This is a genomic window from Nocardioides speluncae (genome assembly GCF_003121585.1).
Classification (GTDB): domain Bacteria; phylum Actinomycetota; class Actinomycetes; order Propionibacteriales; family Nocardioidaceae; genus Nocardioides; species Nocardioides speluncae.
The window spans coordinates 204,190-223,328 of record NZ_QEOO01000011.1; the positions used below are offsets into that span (position 1 = coordinate 204,190).

Here is a 19,139-nt window from a genome sequence, read left to right on the forward strand (position 1 = left end):
GGCGGATGAGTCTCTCCGTCGCCGACTCGGCCGCCGAGTCCAAGACTCGGCGGTCGCGGCTGCGGGTGCCAACCCTCGGTGGCGGGCTGCTGGTGCTGCTCGGCGCGCTGGTGGTGACCGTGTTCCTCAGTGTCGCCCTCGGCTCGCGGTCGATCTCACCGCTCGACGTGCTGAACGCGTTCACGCACCTCGATCGCTCGGTCTCCACCGACGGCACGGTCACGCTGGAGATGCGGGTGCCGCGCACGCTGCTCGGCATCCTGGTCGGCGCGGCCCTCGGCGCCTCCGGCGCGATCCTGCAGGGCGTCACCCGCAACCCGCTCGCCGACCCCGGGATCATGGGCGTGAACGCGGGAGCCGCGGCCGCGATCGTGGTGGCGATCGCGCTGTTCGACCTGCACGGAGTGTCCGGCTACCTCTGGTTCGCGTTCGGCGGCGCGATCGGCGCGACGCTTCTGGTGTACGCCGTCGCGTCCCTCGGGCGCGGCGGCGCGTCGCCGCTGAAGCTGGCGCTCGCCGGCGCCGCGGTGACAGCCGCCCTGACCTCGCTGACCTCCGCCGTACTGATGACCGACGACGTGGTGCTCGACGAGATGCGGTTCTGGCAGGTCGGCTCGCTCGCGGGCCGCTACCTGCCGATCTTCTACAGCGTCGCGCCCTTCCTGCTGGTGGGGCTGGCCGCGTCGCTGCTGTGCGGCTGGGCGCTGAACGGGCTCGCGCTCGGTGACGACACCGCCCGGGCGCTGGGACTGAGGGTCGGCCAGGTCCGGGTGCTGATGTTCGCGGTGGTCGCGGTGCTGTGTGGCGCGGCCACCGCGGCCTGCGGCCCGATCGTGTTCGTCGGCCTGGTCGCACCTCACCTGGCGCGGCTGATCTGCGGGCCCGACTACCGGTGGATCCTGCCTTACTCGATGCTGCTCAGCCCGCTCCTGCTGCTGCTCTGCGACATCCTCGGCCGGCTGCTGATCAGCCCCGGCGAGCTCCAGGTCGGTGTGGTGCTCGGCGTGCTCGGTGCGCCGTTCTTCATCGCGCTGGTGCGCTACGGCAGATTGGCCGAGCTGTGAGCGTCACCCTCGACAAGCGCCCCGTCCCCGAGGACGTCCCCGCCGACATCGTCGAGGACGAGCTGCAGCGCCAGCGCCGCGGCAGACAGCTCCGGTACGCCGGCGTCACGGTCGCGCTCGGCGTGCTCGCCTTCGGTGTCTTTGTAGTCACCATGATGGTGGGCAGCTACCGGCTCACCGGCGAGCAGGTGCTGCGCTCGATCTTCGGCGTCGGCAGCACGCCAGAGGTCGACTTCATCGTGCTCGAGCTCCGGCTCCCGGTGGCCACCGCCGGCTTCGCGGTCGGGCTCGCGCTTGGCGTCGCCGGCACCCTGTTCCAGCGGCTGCTGCGCAATCCGCTGGCGTCGCCGGACTTCGTCGGCGTCTCCTCCGGCGCCAGCCTGACCGCCGTGACCGGCATCGTGATCCTGAACGCCCAGGACATCACCGTCCCCGCCCTCGCGCTCGGTGGGGCGCTGGTGTCGTCGGTGCTGATGTACCTGCTCGCGTTCAAGGACGGCATCAGCGGCTACCGGTTCATCCTGATCGGGATCGGCGTCTCGGCGTTCATGAGCGGCCTGGTCAGCTACGTCATCACCCGCGGGACCCTGCACGACGCTCGCGAGGCGATGCACTGGCTGGTCGGCTCGGTCGGCCTCTCGGGCGAGACCGAGACCCGGCTCCTGGTGGTCGCGCTGGTGGTGCTGCTGCCGCTGACCGCGGCGCTGTCCACGCAGCTGCGCTCCCTCGAGCTCGGCGACGACAGCGCGCGGGCGCTGGGCACCCGCGTCCAGCTGGCCCACCTCGCGCTGATCGCGATCTCGGTGGCGCTGACCGGGCTCGCGACCGCCGCTGCGGGCCCGATCGCGTTCGTCGCGCTGGTGGCGGGACCGGTGGCCAACCGGCTGCTCGGCCCGGCGGCCGGTGGGGTGCTCGCCGCCGGCTTCGTCGGCGCGACCCTGCTGATGAGCGCCGACCTGGTCGCCGTACATATGTTCCCGGCCGAGCTGCCGACCGGTGTGGTCACCGGGCTGGTGGGCGCGCCGTACCTGCTGTGGCTGCTGGCCACCTCCAACAAGGAAGGAGCCGGCGGATGAAGTCCCGACTCCGCGCCGAGAACCTCAGCCTGGGCTACGACGACCGCACCATCGTGCAGTCGCTCGACCTCGACATCATCGACGGCCGGGTCACCGCGATCGTCGGCGCCAACGCATGTGGCAAGTCGACCCTGCTGCGCGGCCTGGCCCGGCTGCTCCGGCCGCGCTCGGGACAGGTGCTGCTCGACGACACGCCGATGAGCCACCTGGCCACCAAGGAGGTGGCCAAGGTGCTCGGGCTGCTCCCGCAGACCCCGGTCGCCCCGGACGGGATCACCGTGGGCGACCTGGTCTCCCGCGGCCGGCACCCGCACCTGAGCTGGTTCCGGCACTGGAACGCCGAGGACAAGCAGGCCGTCGCCCGCGCCCTCGAGGACACCGACACCCAGGACCTGCTGGGCCGACCGATCCAGCAGCTGTCCGGAGGGCAGCGGCAGCGGGTCTGGGTGGCGATGGCGCTCGCCCAGGACACCGACCTGCTGCTCCTGGACGAGCCCACCACGTTCCTCGACATCAGCCACCAGGTGGAGCTGCTCCGCCTGCTGCGCAAGCTGAACGAGACGAGCGGGAAGACGATCGTGGTCGTCCTCCACGACCTCAACCTGGCCTGTCGCTACGCCCAGCACCTGATCGCCATGGCCGACGGGCACATCGTCGCCGAGGGACCGCCGTCCGAGATCGTCACCGCGAGCCTGGTCGAGAAGGTCTTCGGACTCCCCTGCGTCGTGGTCCCGGACCCGATCTCAGGGACCCCGATGGTGGTGCCGGCGGCCGACTAACTGCTGTTGACGACGATCTCGAACGTCGACGTGGTGTTCCTGATGTTCTGGTGGTTGTCGCTCATCCGCAGGTCGTTGAAGACAGCCCTGCCGACCGCCGGACCCTGTCCGGCCTCGGGCAGCTCGTTCGCCCAGATGCCGAACCCGGACTTGTGGTCGAACTCGTCGCCGCTGCGCCGGGCGCCGGTGATGGAGACGTCGGTGAGCTCGGTGTCGGTCACCGGGTTCACCGGCTGACCACCGATGTACTGGGTCTGGAACATGATCCCTGAGTACGTCGGGTCGACGATGTCGATGTCGCTCAGCCGGATCGCCCGGAACTGCTTCGAGGCCGAGAACAGCCAGATCGCCGGGAAGGTCTGCGCGCCCCAGAAGTGACCGCCGGCCCGCACCAGCGAGACGTTCTCGAACCGGGTGGTGCCCGGTCCGAAGCCCGCCATCGGGTAGCCGAAGTCCAGGGAGCTGATGGTGATGCCCGAGTAGACCAGGGTGTCGGCGATGTAGAGGTTGCGGAAGGTGTTGTTCTCGCCGCCGTACACCGCGACGCCGGCGGCACGCCAGGTGACCAGCGCGGACAGGTTCTCGTAGACGTTGCCGGTGTTCGCGCCACCGCCCGCATCGGTGGCCGAGAACAGCGCGAAGGCGTCGTCACCGGAGGCCCGCGACTCGATGTTGGCGACCCGGTTGCCGGTGCTGCCGTTGGTCATGTTGATGACGTCGGCGAACAGGTTCCGGGTCCGGGAGTCCTTGATCGTCATGTTGTCGGTGTTGGCGCCCCAGTACATGCAGACCATGTGCTCGACCCACATGTCGGAGATCGTCATGTTCGCGACGTTCTGGAAGTCGAAGACCTTGCCCGGCCCGTCGATCCGGCTGGTGTAGTTGCCGAAGTAGGCGAAGCCGGTGAACGTCGACCCGTTCGCTGCTGCCTCCGCGCGGAACCCGACATCGGTGTTCTCCTGGCCCTGCGGCGCGTGGAACCGGGTGAACCACGGGCCCGCGCCGACGACCTCGACCGGCTTGCCATAGACCTGGAGCTTGTTCGAGGTCTGGTAGTCGCCCGCGGGCAGATACACGCCCTTCAGCCGGCCGGTCGTGTCCATCCGGAACTCGTCCAGCGCGTTCTGGACGTCCTGGTGACCGAAGCCGTCGGGTACGACGTACGCCGCGGGGTCCGGGTTCGGCCTCGGGGCGACCTCCTCGAGGTCGATGAAGTCGATGGCGTACCGCGAGGTGTTGGCCGCGTCCTTCTGCAGCCGGATCCTGCTGCCGGCGGGCACGGTCCGGCCGAGCATCACGTTGGCCTCGTCGTAGATGTGCCGGGCCGGGCCCTGGCCGGGTGAGTTGCCCGGGTTGGCCTCGTTCCCGTAGAGCCACGCGAAGCGCGAGGTCAGCGTGATCGGCTTGAGCAGCTGCCCATCGACGTAGATGTTCAGCGTCGCCGTGGTGCCGCCGCCACCCGGAGCGTCCGGGATCGAGAACCGGGTGACCAGGGTGTTGGTGGCGGCCCGGGTCGTGAACTCGACGTAGCTGCCGGTGTCGTTGAGGGTCACCGCGCGGCGGCCGGAGGCCTCGCCGGCGAGGTCACCGATCGTCCGGTTCGGGCCGAGCACCTGCGCTCCCCCGCCGACCACGCCGTCCTCGGCCTGGTAGGTGTCGTAGGGCATATCGGCGCCGCGCCCGACGAACAGCGACTTCGTGGTGCTGTTGTTCTCGCGCTTCTCCGGCAGCTCCGCCGAGTCGGGCGCGATCTCCACGGTGACGGCGTACCTGCCGTCGGCGGCGGTCCAGCTGCCGAGGCTGACGGCCGCCGTCGTCTGGCCGGACCCGATGACGCCGCTGTGGCTGCCGCTGCGGGTGGCCACCACCTGCCCGGCGTCGTTGTTGACGGTCAGGGTGATGCCGTGGGCGGCCGCCGAGGAAGGCTCGCTGCCCTGGTTGGCGATCGCGACCGAGAAGGCGACGGCCTCCCCCGCGGACGGGCTGTCCGGCGACCAGGCCAGCGCTGACGGCACCAGGTCGGCACTGGCGACCGGCTCGACCACCAGCGGCGTCGGGTTCTCGAACGTGTTGTTCTCCTCGTCCTCCTCGGCCACGTCGGCGGCCGGGTCGACGCTCGCCCCGAGCCGGTAGCTCCCGGCGGAGCGTTTCCCGATGTCGACGCTCACCGCGGTCTGGGCGCCGGCGGCCAGGGCGGCCACCGGGGCGCTGTCGACGACCTCCCCGTCAAGCAGTACGTCGACGGTCGTGGCGGCCGCGGGCCGGGACCCGACGTTGTGCACCACCGCGGAGACCGAGACCGGGTCTGTCTCGACCGGCGCGGACGGGGTCCACGACATCTCACCCACCAGCAGGTCGGGGTTCGGGGCCGGCGTACCGATTACCCGGAGCTCGGCGACCTGGCCGTTGGGAGCCCCGGTGTTGCCGGTGAAGCGCAGCCGCAGCTCGGCGACGGTGGCCGTCACCGGGATCGTGACGTCGTTCCCGTCGGCGGGGTCGAACCGGTAGCCGGCCGACGGCCTGATTGTGGTGAACTCGGTGGCTCCCTGCGCCCGGCCGAGGATCTCGAAGGTCTGCGTGCGCGCTCCCCAGACCGGGTCCGGGTTGAGCGCGACCTCGACCGAGTTCACCGAGGCTTCGCTGCCCAGTTGAACCGTCAGCGTGCTCGGGTAGGCGCCCGACGCGCCTTCCCAGTACGTCGTGGCATCGCCGTCGTTGGCGTTGGCGGCCTCGAAGACGTGGACGGTCGAGGACGCGGTGATCGGCTTGCCCGCGGCCAGGTCGGTGCCGCCGGGGTCGCTGCCGTCGCCGACCCGGGTCACCTCGTTGCTCGCCGGGGACTCGTTGCCGGCGGCGTCGCGCGCCCGGACCGTGTACCTGACGGTCTCCGAGGCGCGCCGGGTGTCGGTGTGGGTGCGCACGTCGCCGGCGACGCTGGTGAGCAGGGCGCCGTTGGCGTAGACGTCGTACCCGGTCACGCCGACGTTGTCGTGGGCCGGTTCCCAGGCGAGGCGGATCCGGTCGGTGTCCGGCTCGGTGAAACTCAGGCTGCCAGGGGCGGTCGGCGCCTCGGTGTCACCGCTGGACGGGCCGTAGACCTCGAGCTCGCTCACCTGGGCGGCCGGCCAGGCGGTGTTGCCAGTGATCTGCACCCGGACGTGACGGGTGATGACGGTGTCGAACCCGATGCTGACGGTGTTGTCCTGGGCGGGCGCGAAGCCGTAGTCGGCGGCCGGCACCAGGGTGCCGAACTGCTGGCCGTCGGTGCTGCCCAGCACCTCGATCGTCTGGGTCCGCGCCTCCCAGCCCGCGGTCGGCAGCTTCAGGACCACCCGCTCGACGGGTACGCCGGCGCCCAGGTCCACCTGGATCCACTGCGGGAAGGCGTGGTTGGCGCTCTCCCAGTAGGTGGCCTGCTGGCCGTCGGCGGCGTTCGCCGCGGCGTACACGTCGTGGTGGCTCTTGGCCGACATCGGACGGCCGGCAGCGAGGTTCTCGCCGGCCACGACGACGGCGGACGAGCTGGATGAGATGGCGGCGGACGGGGCGGTCGGGACGAGCCCGAGGAGTGCGAGGCCGACGACGAAGGTGGCCAGCGCCTTGCGGGTGGCGGGTAGCGAGCGGATCCGATCCATTTTCTTGCCTTCCGAGAGTGGCCGAGGACGGCCGAGCGGCAGACGACCGGGCGGGCCGTCGTCAGGTCTAGACCGGATGCACGGATGGGCGCCGTTGCGAGCGTCGCCACGCGGGTGTGATGGCAAGGCGGCGGAGCGAAGGCGGGCCGGAGGCCCGTCGAGTCTTCGCCAACGCAGCCAGCGCGCCCGCATGGGGGCGCTCGGTAGGCGGCCATCCGTGCATCCGGTCTTTGGGGGTCACTCCTTCACCGCCCCGCCGAGGCCGGCGTTGCGGAGGAACAGATGTTGGAAGATCAGGAAGATCGCGATCGGCAGCGCCGTCGAGATCAGTAGCGAGGCCAGGAACACGTCGAGCTCGACGGTGTCGCGGATGATCGGCAGCCGCACCGAGAGCGGCTGCTTCGTCGGGTCCGGCAGCGCGACCATCGGCCAGAGGAAGTCCTTCCAGGCGTTGAGGATCGCGAAGACCGAGACCACGCCGAGGATCGGCTTCGACATCGGCAGCGCCACCGACCACAGCATCCGGAACGGCCCGGCGCCGTCGACGCGGGCCGCCTCGAAGACCTCGCGCGGCAGGTTGTCCATGAAGCGCTTGACCAGCAGCACGTTGAACGCGTTCGCTCCCGCCGGCAGCCACACGGCCCAGTAGCTGTTGACCAGCGACACGTTGAGCAGCGGCACGTCCAGGACCGTCAGGAACAGCGGGATCAGCATCACCACGCCGGGCACGAACAGCGTCGCGAACACCGCTGCCGTGACGACCGTGGCGTACCGCGGGCGCAGCACCGACAGCACGAACCCGCCGGTGGCGGCCACCAGCAGCTGAGCGATCCACGCACCTGTCGTCATCCACACCGTGTTCGCGAAGTAGTGGCTGATCTCAGCCTCGTTCCAGGCGGCGGACAGGTTGGCCAGGTCGAGGCCGCCGGGCCACAGGGCCGTCGGGCTGCGCAGGGTGTCCTGGGTGTGGCTGACCGCGGCCTTGGCCAGCCACAGCATCGGCCCCACGCAGACCACCAGCAGGCCGAGCAGCACGAGTCCGTGGACGCCGAGCATCGACCAGCGGACCCCGCGCCGCCGCCGGTCGATGCCGGACAGGATGCCGCGCTCGCCGGCGTCCTGGACCCGCGACGACGCGCTCACGACGTGCTCCAGGCGCGAGTGGCCCAGAAGAACAGCCCCGACATCACGCCGAGGAATGCGGCGAGAAGCACCGAGAGCGCCGTGGAGGCGCCGTACTCACCTGAGCGGTAGGCGTAGTTGTAGATCTGCAGCAGCACCGTCGTCGTGGAGTTGCCCGGTCCGCCGCCGGTCATCAGGTACGGCTCGGTGAACACCTGGAACGTCGCGATCACCTGCAGGATCAGCGTGATCAGCAGGATGTTGCGCATCTGCGGCAGGGTGACGTGCCAGACCTTCCGGAGGATCCCGGCCCCGTCGACGTCGGCGGCGTCGTACAGGTCGGCCCGGTGCCCGGCCATCGCCGCCAGGTAGATGAGCACCGTCCCGCCGGCGTTCGCCCAGGTGGCCTGGAGCACCAGCGACGGCATCGCTGTCGTGGCGTCCTGGATCCACGAGAACGGGCCGAGGCCGGCCCAGCCGAGGATCGTGTTGAACACGCCCTCCGCGCGGGCGTCGTAGAAGAACCGCCACAGCAGCACGGTCACGACCGGCGGCACCACGACCGGGAGGTAGGCCAGCACGCTGAACAGTCCCTTGGTCCGCCGCAGCTCGCTCATCACCAGCGCGAGCAGCAGCGGCAGCGGGTAGCCGAACAACAGCGCCAGGCCGGTGAAGTACGCCGTGTTCTTGACCGAGGTCCAGAACAGCGGGTCGCCGAGGACCAGCTCGAAGTTGTCCAGGCCCACCCAGGTCGGCTCGGTGACCAGGTTGGTCTCCTGCAGGCTCATCACCGCCGCGCGCCCGATCGGGAACCACGCGAACAGCCCGAACACCAGCAGCAGCGGAAGCAGCAGCAGGAGGGTGCTCGGGCCCTCGCCGCGAAGCCATCGGGTCACCGCGGTCATGGCGCATCAGCCGCCGAGGAGGGCGTCCACGTTGTCGTTGGCCTCGGACAGCAGCTCGTCGATGTCGGCGTTCTCGTCGGTGAGGACCTTCTGCACCACCGCGTCGAGTACGGCGTACGTCTCCTGCGCCTTCACCGCCGGCTCAGGCACGAGCGGCTGCGCCAGGATGCCCTCCTTGAACGACGCCATCTGGGCCTCGGGGACGTTGACGAACTTCTCGACCCAGGCGTCGGCCTCTGCCAGTTGCTCGGCGTCGAAGATCGGCAGCTTCGGCGTACCGACCGGGGCCTTGGTCTTCGCGAGCGCCTCCGCGTCGGCGGTGGCCGCCTGCTCGTCGGTGAGCTTGCCCAGGTAGTAGAAGTCGATCCACTTCACCGCGGCCTCGCGCTCGGCCGGTGTGGCGTCCGGCCGGACCCCCACGATGCTGCCGCCGCCGAGCACGCCCGCGTCCGCGCCGTCGAGCGGCAGCACGGTCAGGCCGTACGTCGTGGAGTCGATGCTGTTCTCGGTGACCAGGCTGTTGTAGACATCCGACCCGCTCATGTACATGCCGATCTGGCCGGCCGCGAACGCCTGGTTGATCGTGCCCCATTCGAAGAGCTGGTTCTTGCCCATCGAGTCGTCCTCCCAGCGCATGTCGTGCAGCAGCTCGAGCACCCGCTTGGTCTCCGGGTTGTCGATGGTGGCCTTGGCGTCGTCGCCGCTGCCCTCCTGGATCCGCCCACCGAGCGCGTAGGTCAGCGTGGTGAGCATCCAGCCGCCGGTGTTGTTCTGGCTCATCTGGGCGTACCCGGCCTTGCCGGTCTCCTCGGCGATGGTGTCGGAGTACTCCCGCACCTGCTCCCAGGTCGTCGGCGGCGCGTCCGGGTCCAGTCCGGCCTCCTCGAACAGGGCCCGGTTGTAGGACAGGCCGATGCCGTAGGCCTCGACGGGTACGCCGTAGATCTTCTCGTCGTCGTCCTGGACCACCTGGAGCACCTCGGGGTTGAAGTCCCCGGCGTACGGCAGCGCCTCCACCTCACTGGTGATGTCCGCGAGCTGGCCACGCTCGATCAGCGCCTGGCCGTCGGTGAACGGGAACATCACCGTGGTCGGCAGCGTCCGGCCGGCCAGCTGGGCCGCGAACGTGGTCGGGTCCCACTCGTACTCGTTGGGCTCGATGTCGATGTCCGGGTTGGCCTTCTCGAACTCCGCCACCCGGGCCAGGAACGCGTCGCGCGTCGCCTGCTCCGTCTTCGGCGGCAAGTTGCTGACGCTGATCTTCACCTTCCCGTCGCCGGCCTCGTCGTCGGAGCAAGCGGTGGTCATCAGACCCAGGGCGAGGGCGACGACCAGGGCACTGCCGGTCCGCCCCCTCCAGCTACCAGCGGTTCTCTTCATCAGTCGCTCCTCTGTGTTGCATCGCCGGCGGGCGCGGCGTTGTCGGTGTGGGTCCCGAGACGAAGCCAGACGGTGGTGTCCGGAGGAAGCCGGTCCCCCGCCAGCGGTGCGCTCGAGAGCAGCGCCCGGTCGTGGGCGGGAAGCCGGACGGGCCGGCCGGACAGGTTGGTGACGCAGGCGAGGCTGCCGCGTGCGAAGGCGAGTACGCCGGTCGCGCTGTCCAGCCAGCGCAGCTCGCCGTCGCCGAGGCCGGGTTCCTGGCGACGGATCGCCAGGCCCGACCGGTACAGCTCGAGGGTGGAGTCGGGGTCGGCGGTCTGCGCCTCGACGGTGAGGCTGGCCCAACCGTCCGGCTGCGGCAGCCAGGTCGGCCAGGCCGCGTCGTCCGGGCTGAAGCCGAACGGCCGCCGGCTGCCGGACCACGGGATCGGCACGCGTGCCCCGTCGCGGCCGGGGTCGACACCTCCGGAGCGATGGTGCATCGGGTCCTGGATCCAGTGCGGCTGGAGGTTCTCGACCTCGGGGAGGCCGAGCTCCTCCCCCTGGTAGACGTAGAGCGAGCCCGGCAGCGCCATCGCCAGCAGCGCGGCTGCTCGCGCGCGGCGCAGGCCGAGCGCCGGGTCGGTCGCCACCCCGGCCCGCTTGGTCTCGAACGCGAACGAGGTCGCCGCGCGCCCCAGCCGGGTCACCTGGCGGGTGACGTCGTGGTTGGCGAGCACCCAGGTGGCCGGCGCGCCGACCTCGCGGTGCGCGGCCAGCGTGCTGTCGATGCACTCTCGGAGGCGGTCGGCCTCCCAGGGACTGGTCAGGAAGTCGAAGTTGAACGCGGTGTGCAGCTCGTCGGGGCGTACGTAGCGAGCCATCCGGTCCGGGTCGGGAAGCCAGAGCTCGCCGATCAGCACCCGCGGCTCGGGGTAGCTGTCGGCGGCCGCGCGCCAGCCGCGGTAGATGTCGTGCAGCTCGTCGCGGTCGACGTACGGATGCGGGGCCGGTGACGCCGGGTCGAGCTCGGGCAGATCCGGGTCCTTGACCAGCAGTGCCGCGGAGTCGACCCGGATGCCGGCGGCGCCGCGGTCGAACCAGAACCGCAGCACGTCCTCGTGCTCGCGCCGTACGTCGGGGTGGTCCCAGTTGAGGTCGGGCTGCTCGGGCGCGAACAGGTGCAGGTACCACTCCCCCGGCACGCCGTCCGCGTCCTTGGTGCGGGTCCAGGCCGGTCCGCCGAAGTGGGACACCCATTCGTTCGGTGGCAGCTCACAGGACACGCCGGTTCCGGGCCGGAACCAGAACCGGCTGCGCTCCTCGGAGCCGGGCTCACTCGCCAGCGCGGCGGTGAACCATGCGTGCTGGTCCGAGACGTGGTTCGGTACGACGTCGACGATGGTCCGCAGGCCGTGCTCCCGCGCCTCGGCGATCAGCTGCTCGGCCTCGGCGAGGGTGCCGAGGACCGGGTCGATCGACCGGTAGTCGGCGACGTCATACCCGCCGTCCACCCAGGGCGAGAGGTACCACGGGTTGAACCAGAGCGCGTCCACGCCAAGGTCGCGCACGTAGGGCAGCCGGGAGCGGACCCCGGCTAGGTCGCCGACCCCGTCACCGTCGCCGTCGGCGAAGCTGCGCACGTAGACCTGATAGATCACCGCGCTCCGCCACCAGGTCATGGCGAGAACCTAGTTTGATCGAACTGATTCCCGCAAGATTCGAACGGAAAGTTGCAAAAAACGAATTTAGGCAGGAGCGGGTGCGGTTGAACCCCTGACGACCAACTCGGGCTCGAACAGCAGCTCGTCGTACTCGACGGCTCCGCCCTCGATCAGCGCGATCAGCAGATCCACTGAGGCCCGGCCCATCGCCTCGATCGGCTGGCGCACCGTGGTGAGCGGCGGGTCGGTGCAGTTCAGGAACGCCGAGTCGTCGAAGCCGACCACCGAGACCTCGCGGGGTACGGCGAGCCCGGCCCGCTTGGCGGCCCGGACGGCGCCGAGCGCCATCGGGTCACTGGCACACACCAGCGCGGTCGCGCCCTGGCGAAGCAGCCGCGCGGCCGCGACCTGCCCGCCCTCCAAGGAGTGGATCGCGTACTCGATCAGCTCATCGGGCAGCTCCAGGCCGGCGGCGGCGATCGTCTTGCGTGCGGAGTCGAGCTTGCGCAGCGAGGGCACGTGGTCGGCAGGCCCCAGCACCAGGCCGATCCGGGTGTGTCCCAGCGAGACCAGGTGGTTGACGGCCTGCTGGGCGGCCACCTCGTCGTCACAGGACACCCGAGGGAAGGGCAGCCCGTCGATGCCGGCGTTGACCAGCACCGTCGGCAGCTTGCGGTCGACCAGCAGCGAGTAGTGCTCGTGCGGGCCGTCGGTGCCGCTATAGAGCCCGCCGGCGAAGAGCACGCCCGACACCCGCTGCTGGAAGAGCTGCTCCAGGTAGATCGCCTCGGACATGCCGCCGACCGTCTGGGTGCACAGCACCGGAGTCAGGCCGTGCTGGACAAGGTTGGAGACGACGACGTCGGCGAACGCCGGGAAGATCGGGTTCTGCAGCTCGGGGAGCACCAGCCCGACCAGCCGGGCACGTTGACCGCGGAGCTTGGTCGGGCGCTCGTAGCCGAGCACGTCGAGCGCCGTCAGCACCGCCAGCCTGGTCGCCTCGGAGACGCCGTCGCGGCCGTTGAGCACCCGGCTCACCGTCGCCTCGCTGACCCCGACCTTCTCCGCTACCTCTGTGAGTCTGCCCGCCATGCCCGAAATACTACGACGTAATCACGCAAGAATCTTGCAGGCTCCACGCGCGGCCCGGCGGGCTACCGTGGCGGCATGCTCGCTGTCCGGGTGGTACGGCGCGGCGCCGTGGTCGCGGCGGTGCTGGCGATGACCGCCTGCAGTACCCCCGACAACGTCGAGCCGGCCCCGTCAGAGCCGAGATCGTCGGCACCGAGACCGTCGGGCCCGCCCAGCCGGACGGCATCACCACCGGAGGCCGAGCCCGAGCCGGAGATCACGCTGACCGTGGTCGGCGACATCATGCTCGGCCGCGGCGTGGCCGAGGCCCACCGCGACCCGACCGACACGCTGAGCGCGCTCCGGCCGCTCCTGCGACGTGCCGACATCACGGTCGGCAACCTGGAGGGCACGCTGTCGACCAACGGGGCGCCGACCCAGGGCGACGACTCGTTCGCCGCGTCACCGGCCGTCCTGGACGGGCTGGCGGACGCCGGCTTCGACGCGATGTCGCTGGCCAACAACCACCTCGGCGACTATGGCGAGCGGGCACTGGTCGAGACCGTCCACGCCTTCGACGGCAGCGGGATCGCGCCCTTCGGTGCCGGGTCGGACCTGGCGGGCGCGATCCGTCCGGCGGTCGTCTCGCGCCGACGGGGTGAGCGTCGGGTTCGTCGGCTTCAACGCGATCGGCGAGACGCCGATGGCCGGGCCGGGCACGCCTGGTGCGCTGTCGGTGCGGATGCCGCCGCGCACCGGTCCGCTCGACGACGGCGACCTGGCCCGGGTGCTGCGGGCGGTGCGGCGCCTGGCGGACCGGGTCGACGTGGTCGTCGTACTCCCCCACTGGGGCACGCAGTACACCCATGTCGCCGAGCCGGTCCAGCGCCGGGTCGCGCGGCGGCTGGTGGACGCCGGCGCGGACCTGGTGGCCGGCGGTCATCCGCACTGGGTGCAGGGCCTGGAGCGGTACCGCGGCGCGGTGATCGCGCACTCGCTGGGCAACTTCGTGTTCGACATGGACTTCATGGAGCAGACCATGGAGGGCGTCGCGCTGACCGCCACCATCCGCGGCTCCCGGGTGGTCGGCGTCCACCTCACGCCGTACCGACTGGACGCGGGGTTCACGCCGCGGCTACTCCGCGGCGCCGCCGCCAGGGCGGTGCTGGACGACGTCCACGACAACAGCTGGTCAGCGCGCTAGCCACGCCAGCACCAGCCGACCGGTACGCGCCAGCTGGGCCTGGTCGACGACGGCCGGCACGTCGTCGGGGCTGTGGTAGGCGGCGTACGGCGTGCTGCCGAGGCGGACGCCGGGCATCCCGCCGAGCACGAACTGCCAGTGGTCGCTGGAGCGGTTCAGGTCCGGGCGCACCGGTACGCCGGCCCGGCGCGCGGCCGCCAGCACCGCACGGTGGGCGGGGTCCGGGCCGGATCGGGCCTGCCCGACCGGCACGACCGACCCGACACCGACGCGATCGAGGGAGAGCATCCCGCGGACCGCACGACGCTGGGCGGGACCGAACGAGGCGACGTAGGCGCGCGAGCCGTAGTGGTGGTCGGCGTCGGTGGGGCCGCGTGGCTCCTCGGCGCCGAAGGCGACCAGCACCACCGGCAGCCTGGTCCGCCGGTCCGCGATCGCCTCGGCGACCGCGAGCAGTACCCCGACGCCGGACGCGTTGTCCTCCGCGCCCGGCGCCTGCGGCACCGTGTCCAGGTGCGCGCCGACCAGCAAGTGGGGCGCGGCCGGGTCCAGGCCGTTGGGGCTGGCGATGACGTTCTCGGAGCGGCCGGCGTCGACGGGTACTCCCCACGAGTCGCCTCCGGGCACCGCAACCGGCTGGCGGCGTACGTCGTAGCCGAGGCTGCTGAAACGCCGGGCCACCCAGTCGGCCGCCGCGCGGTAGGCGGGGCTGGTGGCGTGACGAGGCCCGATCTCGCCGGCGAGGTGCCGGACCGCTGCCATTGCGACGGCCGCGTCGAGATCGGCGGGTCGTACGGCGCGGGCCTGGGGCGTCGGCTCGGCGGTGGCGGTCGGGGCCGACGGCGGCTCCGCATTCGAGGCTTCGGGACCGGATGCAGCGGGCGGCGAAGGCCGCTCGGTGTCCGAGCAGCCCATAGCCGCCAGCGCAAGCGCCAGGGCGGCGACTACCAGTCGCGCGCGCTCATACACGGCGTACGCCGGCCGTAGCGCGGCAGGTCGAGCTCGAACCGGGCGGTGTTGAAGTGGCGCTTGCGCGAGTCGCGGCAGATCGTCCGCCAGCGCTTGGCCCGGGGCTTCTCGTACTCCGCGACGAAGACCGCCTTGCCCGCCCGGACGTACAGCTGCAGCCCCGGGAAGACCTTGCCCAGCCGCGGGTCGTACGGCCGGATGCACTCGCGGAACTGGAAGCACTCTTCGTTCAGGGTCCAGTCGAAGTGGCTGACCAGGTCGCGGGTCTGGATCAGGTCGCCCTTCTGCCCGATCGAGAGGCCGAGCTCGTGCGCCCACCGCGCCAGCGCCCGGTTGTAGCGCAGCTGGTGCCGGCGGCTGATCGGGAAGCCGGTGAGGCCGTGCTTCGCGCTCGGCTTGTGGGTGCGCGGGTGCATGCTGTTCTCCCAGCCGTCTATCTGATCGGGCTCGACCGCGTCGAAGCCCTTGCGCTTGCACATCCGCATCCGCGCTTTCATGATCGGCTCGAGGTCGTCGACACGGCGGATGTCGAGCCAGTACGAGTCGTTCCAGCCGAGGTCGGGCTTGCCCCAGATACGTGGCTCGATCCGCCTGAACTTCCAGGCGTCGCGCCGGTAGGTCTCATAGGCACCGGCGTCGAAGTAGCAGATCGCCTTCTTGCCCCGGCGGTGCAGCAGGTCGACGGTGGACTTCGGGTTGAGCTCGCCGTCGATGTCGTACACGTCGGGCGCCGGCAGCTTGCGGCCGCGGTGGTCCCGCAGCCCCATCGACCGCGGGTCGTGGACGTCGAGGCGGTCGCCCAGCACCCAGTGCAGGGTGAGCGGACGCGCCGCGGACGGACGCCACCAGCCGGGCTCGGAGTGGGCCTCCCGCAGCTGGGGCGGGTCCGCGGCACGCGCGGGTGCCGGCAGGCCGAGCATCGTCAGTCCGAGGAGGACGGCGAGCAGGCGTGCGGACACGGTTGCTCAGTCCAGGTAGTCGCGCAGAACCTGCGAGCGGCTCGGGTGCCGGAGCTTCGACATCGTCTTCGACTCGATCTGGCGGATCCGCTCGCGGGTCACGCCGTACACCTTGCCGATCTCGTCGAGGGTCTTCGGCTGGCCGTCGGTGAGGCCGAAGCGCATGCTGACCACGCCGGCCTCGCGCTCGGACAGCGTGTCGAGTACGGCGTGCAGCTGCTCTTGCAGCAGCGTGAAGCTGACCGCGTCGGCCGGCACGATCGCCTCGGAGTCCTCGATCAGGTCGCCGAACTCGGAGTCGCCGTCCTCGCCGAGCGGGGTGTGCAGCGAGATCGGCTCGCGACCGTACTTCTGGACCTCGATGACCTTCTCCGGGGTCATGTCGAGCTCCTTGGCGAGCTCCTCCGGCGTGGGCTCCCGGCCGAGGTCCTGCAGCATCTGGCGCTGGACGCGCGCGAGCTTGTTGATGACCTCGACCATGTGCACCGGGATCCGGATGGTGCGGGCCTGGTCGGCCATCGCGCGGGTGATCGCCTGCCGGATCCACCAGGTGGCGTACGTCGAGAACTTGTAGCCCTTGGTGTAGTCGAACTTCTCGACCGCACGGATCAGACCGAGGTTGCCCTCCTGGATCAGGTCGAGGAAGAGCATGCCGCGGCCGGTGTAGCGCTTGGCGAGGCTGACCACGAGTCGCAGGTTGGCCTCGAGCAGGTGGTTCTTCGCGCGCCGGCCGTCGTCGGCGATCCACTCGAGCTCCTCGTGAACCTTCGGGGTGAGCTTGCCGCCCTTGGCGAGCTTCTCCTCCGAGAACAGGCCAGCCTCGATCCGCTTGGCGAGCTCGACCTCCATCTCGGCGTTCAGCAGCGGCACCTTGCCGATCTGCTTGAGGTAGTCCTTGACCGGGTCGGCGGTCGCGCCGGCGACCATGACCTGCTGCTCGGGCTCGTCGGTGTCGTCGGCCGCGGAGACGGTGAAGGCCTGCTTCTCGTCTTCCTTGATGGTCGGGTCGGCGACGACGTCCTTCTCGAACTGCTCATCGGGGAGGTCAGGCAGCACCTTCTTGCCGTCCGGACCGATCACCGTTGCCTCGACCTCGTCGAGTACGACGGGAGCGGCGGCCTCGCCCTCGGCCTTCTTGGCACCCCTCTTCGGGGCCGCCTTGGCCGGCGCCGCCTCGGTGGCCGCGGCCTTCTTCGCCGCCGGCTTCTTGGCGGCCGCCGCCTTGGTGGCGGCGGCAGTGGTCGCCTTGCGCGGCGTCGAGGCCGCGACCGCGCGCGCACCGTCGGCGCCGACCGCGACCGAGATTCCCTGCGAGCTGAGGTGAGCCAGCAGCGCCTTGAGATGACGCGGCTCGATCGCGGCGTCGTCGCTGGCCTTGCGAACCTGCTCGGGGCTGATGGTGCCGCTAGGGGCGCCGTCCTCGATGAGCTTGAGGACTGCGGGGTGCGAGAGCACCTCCGCGGGAATCTTGCGTGCGTTCGAAGACACGAACACCTCTCGTAAAGCTATGAAGGGCGCGGCGAAGCCCGGTGACGTCAAGAGCCGCAGACGTATTCTGCCACGCTGACAGACGAACCCAAGCCATCCCCCACAAGCCGGGCGTCAGAGCGTGTCTCCCAGCCTAAGAATCCTTCAAAGCCTTGGCTGCGGCCTTCTTTTCCTTCTTGTAGTCGCGCACCCGTTGCAGGGACACCGAGTCCACGACGTCGGCGACCGAGCGGAACCCGTCCTCGGCGTACGCGCCCACCGCTGCCTCCCAGCCGGACGGGCGTACGCCGACCTGCTTGGCGAGCAGGGCGACGAAGATCTGCGCCTTCTGCTTGCCGAAGCCCGGAAGGTCGGTCATCCGCTTCATCAGCTCCTTGCCGTCGGCCGCCTCGTTCCACAGCCGCGTCGCGTCGCCGTCGTACTTGTCGACCACGATCCGGGCCAGGTCCTGGATCCGGGTCGCCATCGCGCCGGGGAACCGGTGCACCGCCGGTGGAGTGGAGCACAGCGCCGCAAACTTCTCCGGGTCGGCGTCCGCGATCCGCCGCGGGTCGAGAGTTCCGAACCGCTCCAGCACCTTCGCCGGCCCGCGGAAGGCGTGCTCCATCGGGTACTGCTGGTCGAGCAGCATGCCCATCAGCAGCGCGAACGGGTCCTTGGTGAGCACCTCGTCGGCGGCGGTGTCACCCGTGATGTGAATGGCCATGCCGCCCATCTTGCCGCACCGCCAGGTATCTCACAGCGCGAGCACGACGAACCCGGCGTTGGCGTAGGGGTTGTCGCCTTCGTCGTTCAGCCGGCGGAACGCCGGAGCCGGCGCGCCTGGTGGCGCAGGGCCTGAGGTCGGCTTCGGGTGCCCTCCAGGTCCTTGAGGCTCGCGGCGAGGGTCCCGGCTGGCACCCCTTGGTCGAGCCAGCGGAGCGCGTGACCGGCCCAGTAGTCGGATGCGGCAAGGCCGTAGGCGACCAGCTCGACAGGGTCGCAGGGACGGGTGACGTCGGAGTCGAAGTCGGACTCGAGGTCGACGAGGTGCGGCATCATCGGGTGGCTCTGCTCGCGACGGATCTCAGTGAGCTCGTCGTACTGGGCGCAGGACGCTGCGTCCAGGCTCGCACGCGGCCGGCTCAGCACGCGGTCCAGTGCCGCACCTGGAGCCAGACCCCCCAGGACGCCAGGCCTCCGAGGGCGTTCAGTTCCGCCTCAAGCGCGACGTCGTCCCGCTCAGCGACGGCGAGGTCGGCGAGTAGCGCCGCGACCTCGGCGTACTCCTCGCTCCTCAGCGGATGATGTCCCGATGCCGAGATGGAGTCGGTGACCGCGTCGGCCGCCGCCGCCCGTTCGGGGGCGACGGCCGACCGCAGGCCTGCGAACGCGTCGTTCAGGCGTTGGCCTTGACGGCGAGGACGGGACACGGCGCATCGAGGAGGATGCGCTGCGCGTTGCTGCCGAGGATCAGCTTGCCGACCGGCGAGCGGCGGCGCAGGCCGATCACGATCAGCTCGGCGGTGTTGGCCTCGGCCAGGCTGATCAGGTCCTCGGCTGGCTCGAAGCCGCGGACGAGCTGGCGGACGTCGTACTCGACTCCCGACGCGTCGAGCTTTGCACGGACGGCAGAAAGCTCGCCGTCGGACTTCGCGGCGGCCTCACTGTCGAACGCCTGCCCACCGCGCTGGGAGTTGACGACCACGAGCTTGGAGCCGCGGAGCTTCGCCTCCTCGATCGCCGTGTCCAGTGCGGCCTCTCCCTCAGGTTTGGGCACATAACCCACGACCACGGTCCCCATTGGCGCAACCTCCTCGTGACGTCGGGCCGCGTCGGGCCCTGTCGTTGGCACGCTACCGATT

At 70.6% G+C, this 19,139-nt stretch carries 17 protein-coding genes and 1 pseudogene; 4 read left to right on the forward strand and 14 right to left on the reverse strand.

Going from position 1 to position 19,139, the window contains the following annotated elements; translation table 11 throughout:
- Positions 1-5 precede the first annotated feature (5 nt).
- The 3 genes from DDV73_RS05880 to DDV73_RS05890 are packed head-to-tail and all read left to right on the forward strand — an operon-like array spanning position 6 to position 2,919.
- Positions 6-1,064 (forward strand): FecCD family ABC transporter permease, encoded by a 1,059-nt coding sequence (locus tag DDV73_RS05880; protein ID WP_109506289.1) that lies wholly within the window; start codon positions 6-8, stop codon positions 1,062-1,064.
- Positions 1,061-2,140, forward strand: a complete 1,080-nt coding sequence (locus DDV73_RS05885) for a FecCD family ABC transporter permease (protein WP_206050728.1) — start codon at positions 1,061-1,063, stop codon at positions 2,138-2,140. The genes DDV73_RS05880 and DDV73_RS05885 overlap by 4 nt, the downstream gene beginning before the upstream one ends.
- Complete coding sequence (locus DDV73_RS05890; protein WP_109506290.1) at positions 2,137-2,919, forward strand: ABC transporter ATP-binding protein; 783 nt, start codon at positions 2,137-2,139, stop codon at positions 2,917-2,919. The genes DDV73_RS05885 and DDV73_RS05890 overlap by 4 nt, the downstream gene beginning before the upstream one ends.
- On the opposite strand, the gene DDV73_RS05895 is transcribed toward DDV73_RS05890, so the two are convergent.
- The 7 genes from DDV73_RS05895 to DDV73_RS29055 form a co-directional block, all read right to left on the reverse strand.
- Positions 2,916-6,554, reverse strand: coding sequence for a discoidin domain-containing protein (locus tag DDV73_RS05895; RefSeq protein WP_109506291.1), 3,639 nt, complete (start codon positions 6,552-6,554; stop codon positions 2,916-2,918). The genes DDV73_RS05890 and DDV73_RS05895 overlap by 4 nt on opposite strands.
- 237 nt (positions 6,555-6,791) lie before the next feature.
- Entirely contained in the window at positions 6,792-7,697 is a 906-nt protein-coding gene (locus DDV73_RS05900; RefSeq protein ID WP_240617144.1) for a carbohydrate ABC transporter permease, read from the reverse strand.
- Complete coding sequence (locus DDV73_RS05905) at positions 7,694-8,581, reverse strand: carbohydrate ABC transporter permease (protein ID WP_109506292.1); 888 nt, start codon at positions 8,579-8,581, stop codon at positions 7,694-7,696. Before DDV73_RS05905 ends, DDV73_RS05900 begins: the two co-directional genes overlap by 4 nt.
- Positions 8,582-8,587: 6 nt before the next feature.
- Positions 8,588-9,961: an ABC transporter substrate-binding protein gene (locus tag DDV73_RS05910; RefSeq protein ID WP_109506293.1), complete on the reverse strand. Its 1,374-nt coding sequence runs from the start codon at positions 9,959-9,961 to the stop codon at positions 8,588-8,590.
- Complete coding sequence (locus DDV73_RS05915) at positions 9,961-11,622, reverse strand: glycoside hydrolase family 13 protein (protein ID WP_109506294.1); 1,662 nt, start codon at positions 11,620-11,622, stop codon at positions 9,961-9,963. The genes DDV73_RS05910 and DDV73_RS05915 overlap by 1 nt, the downstream gene beginning before the upstream one ends.
- Before the next feature lie 66 nt (positions 11,623-11,688).
- Positions 11,689-12,696: a LacI family DNA-binding transcriptional regulator gene (locus DDV73_RS05920; protein ID WP_109506295.1), complete on the reverse strand. Its 1,008-nt coding sequence runs from the start codon at positions 12,694-12,696 to the stop codon at positions 11,689-11,691.
- A 62-nt stretch (positions 12,697-12,758) separates the two neighbouring features.
- The gene (locus DDV73_RS29055; protein ID WP_240617152.1) at positions 12,759-13,067 is read right to left on the reverse strand and encodes a hypothetical protein; all 309 of its coding nucleotides are present in this window, start codon (positions 13,065-13,067) and stop codon (positions 12,759-12,761) included.
- Here DDV73_RS29055 and DDV73_RS29060 point away from each other — a divergent pair.
- A pseudogene (locus DDV73_RS29060) lies at positions 12,979-13,879 on the forward strand (CapA family protein). The gene DDV73_RS29055 and the pseudogene DDV73_RS29060 sit on opposite strands and share 89 nt — an antisense overlap.
- Here DDV73_RS29060 and DDV73_RS05935 read toward each other — a convergent pair.
- From DDV73_RS05935 to DDV73_RS05965, 7 genes are all read right to left on the reverse strand, one after another.
- On the reverse strand, positions 13,868-14,848 hold the full coding sequence (locus DDV73_RS05935) for a M28 family metallopeptidase (RefSeq protein WP_240617145.1): 981 nt from the start codon (positions 14,846-14,848) through the stop codon (positions 13,868-13,870). The pseudogene DDV73_RS29060 and the gene DDV73_RS05935 overlap by 12 nt on opposite strands.
- Positions 14,824-15,807 carry an endo alpha-1,4 polygalactosaminidase gene (locus tag DDV73_RS05940; RefSeq protein ID WP_109506298.1) on the reverse strand — a complete coding sequence of 328 codons (984 nt, stop codon included), beginning with the start codon at positions 15,805-15,807 and terminating at the stop codon, positions 14,824-14,826. The genes DDV73_RS05935 and DDV73_RS05940 overlap by 25 nt, the downstream gene beginning before the upstream one ends.
- Positions 15,808-15,813: 6 nt before the next feature.
- Positions 15,814-17,301 (reverse strand): RNA polymerase sigma factor, encoded by a 1,488-nt coding sequence (locus DDV73_RS05945; protein ID WP_109506299.1) that lies wholly within the window; start codon positions 17,299-17,301, stop codon positions 15,814-15,816.
- A 127-nt stretch (positions 17,302-17,428) separates the two neighbouring features.
- The gene (locus tag DDV73_RS05950; RefSeq protein WP_109506300.1) at positions 17,429-18,001 is read right to left on the reverse strand and encodes an HhH-GPD-type base excision DNA repair protein; all 573 of its coding nucleotides are present in this window, start codon (positions 17,999-18,001) and stop codon (positions 17,429-17,431) included.
- Positions 18,002-18,087: 86 nt separating this feature from the next.
- Complete coding sequence (locus DDV73_RS05955; protein WP_109506301.1) at positions 18,088-18,426, reverse strand: hypothetical protein; 339 nt, start codon at positions 18,424-18,426, stop codon at positions 18,088-18,090.
- A complete protein-coding gene (locus DDV73_RS05960; RefSeq protein ID WP_109506302.1) occupies positions 18,420-18,707 on the reverse strand; it encodes a hypothetical protein in 288 nt (95 codons plus the stop codon). Before DDV73_RS05960 ends, DDV73_RS05955 begins: the two co-directional genes overlap by 7 nt.
- Entirely contained in the window at positions 18,674-19,078 is a 405-nt protein-coding gene (locus DDV73_RS05965; RefSeq protein WP_109506303.1) for a universal stress protein, read from the reverse strand. Before DDV73_RS05965 ends, DDV73_RS05960 begins: the two co-directional genes overlap by 34 nt.
- Positions 19,079-19,139: the final 61 nt, after the last annotated feature.

Coding starts and splice junctions, on each gene's coding strand:
- DDV73_RS05890 (WP_109506290.1), top strand. CDS start 2,137: ATGAAGTCCCGACTCCGCGCCGAGAACCTCAGCCTGGGCTACGACGAC.
- DDV73_RS05880 (WP_109506289.1), top strand. CDS start 6: ATGAGTCTCTCCGTCGCCGACTCGGCCGCCGAGTCCAAGACTCGGCGG.
- DDV73_RS05920 (WP_109506295.1), bottom strand. CDS start 12,696: ATGGCGGGCAGACTCACAGAGGTAGCGGAGAAGGTCGGGGTCAGCGAG.
- DDV73_RS05895 (WP_109506291.1), bottom strand. CDS start 6,554: ATGGATCGGATCCGCTCGCTACCCGCCACCCGCAAGGCGCTGGCCACC.
- DDV73_RS05905 (WP_109506292.1), bottom strand. CDS start 8,581: ATGACCGCGGTGACCCGATGGCTTCGCGGCGAGGGCCCGAGCACCCTC.
- DDV73_RS05910 (WP_109506293.1), bottom strand. CDS start 9,961: ATGAAGAGAACCGCTGGTAGCTGGAGGGGGCGGACCGGCAGTGCCCTG.
- DDV73_RS05965 (WP_109506303.1), bottom strand. CDS start 19,078: ATGGGGACCGTGGTCGTGGGTTATGTGCCCAAACCTGAGGGAGAGGCC.
- DDV73_RS05915 (WP_109506294.1), bottom strand. CDS start 11,622: ATGACCTGGTGGCGGAGCGCGGTGATCTATCAGGTCTACGTGCGCAGC.
- DDV73_RS05950 (WP_109506300.1), bottom strand. CDS start 18,001: ATGGCCATTCACATCACGGGTGACACCGCCGCCGACGAGGTGCTCACC.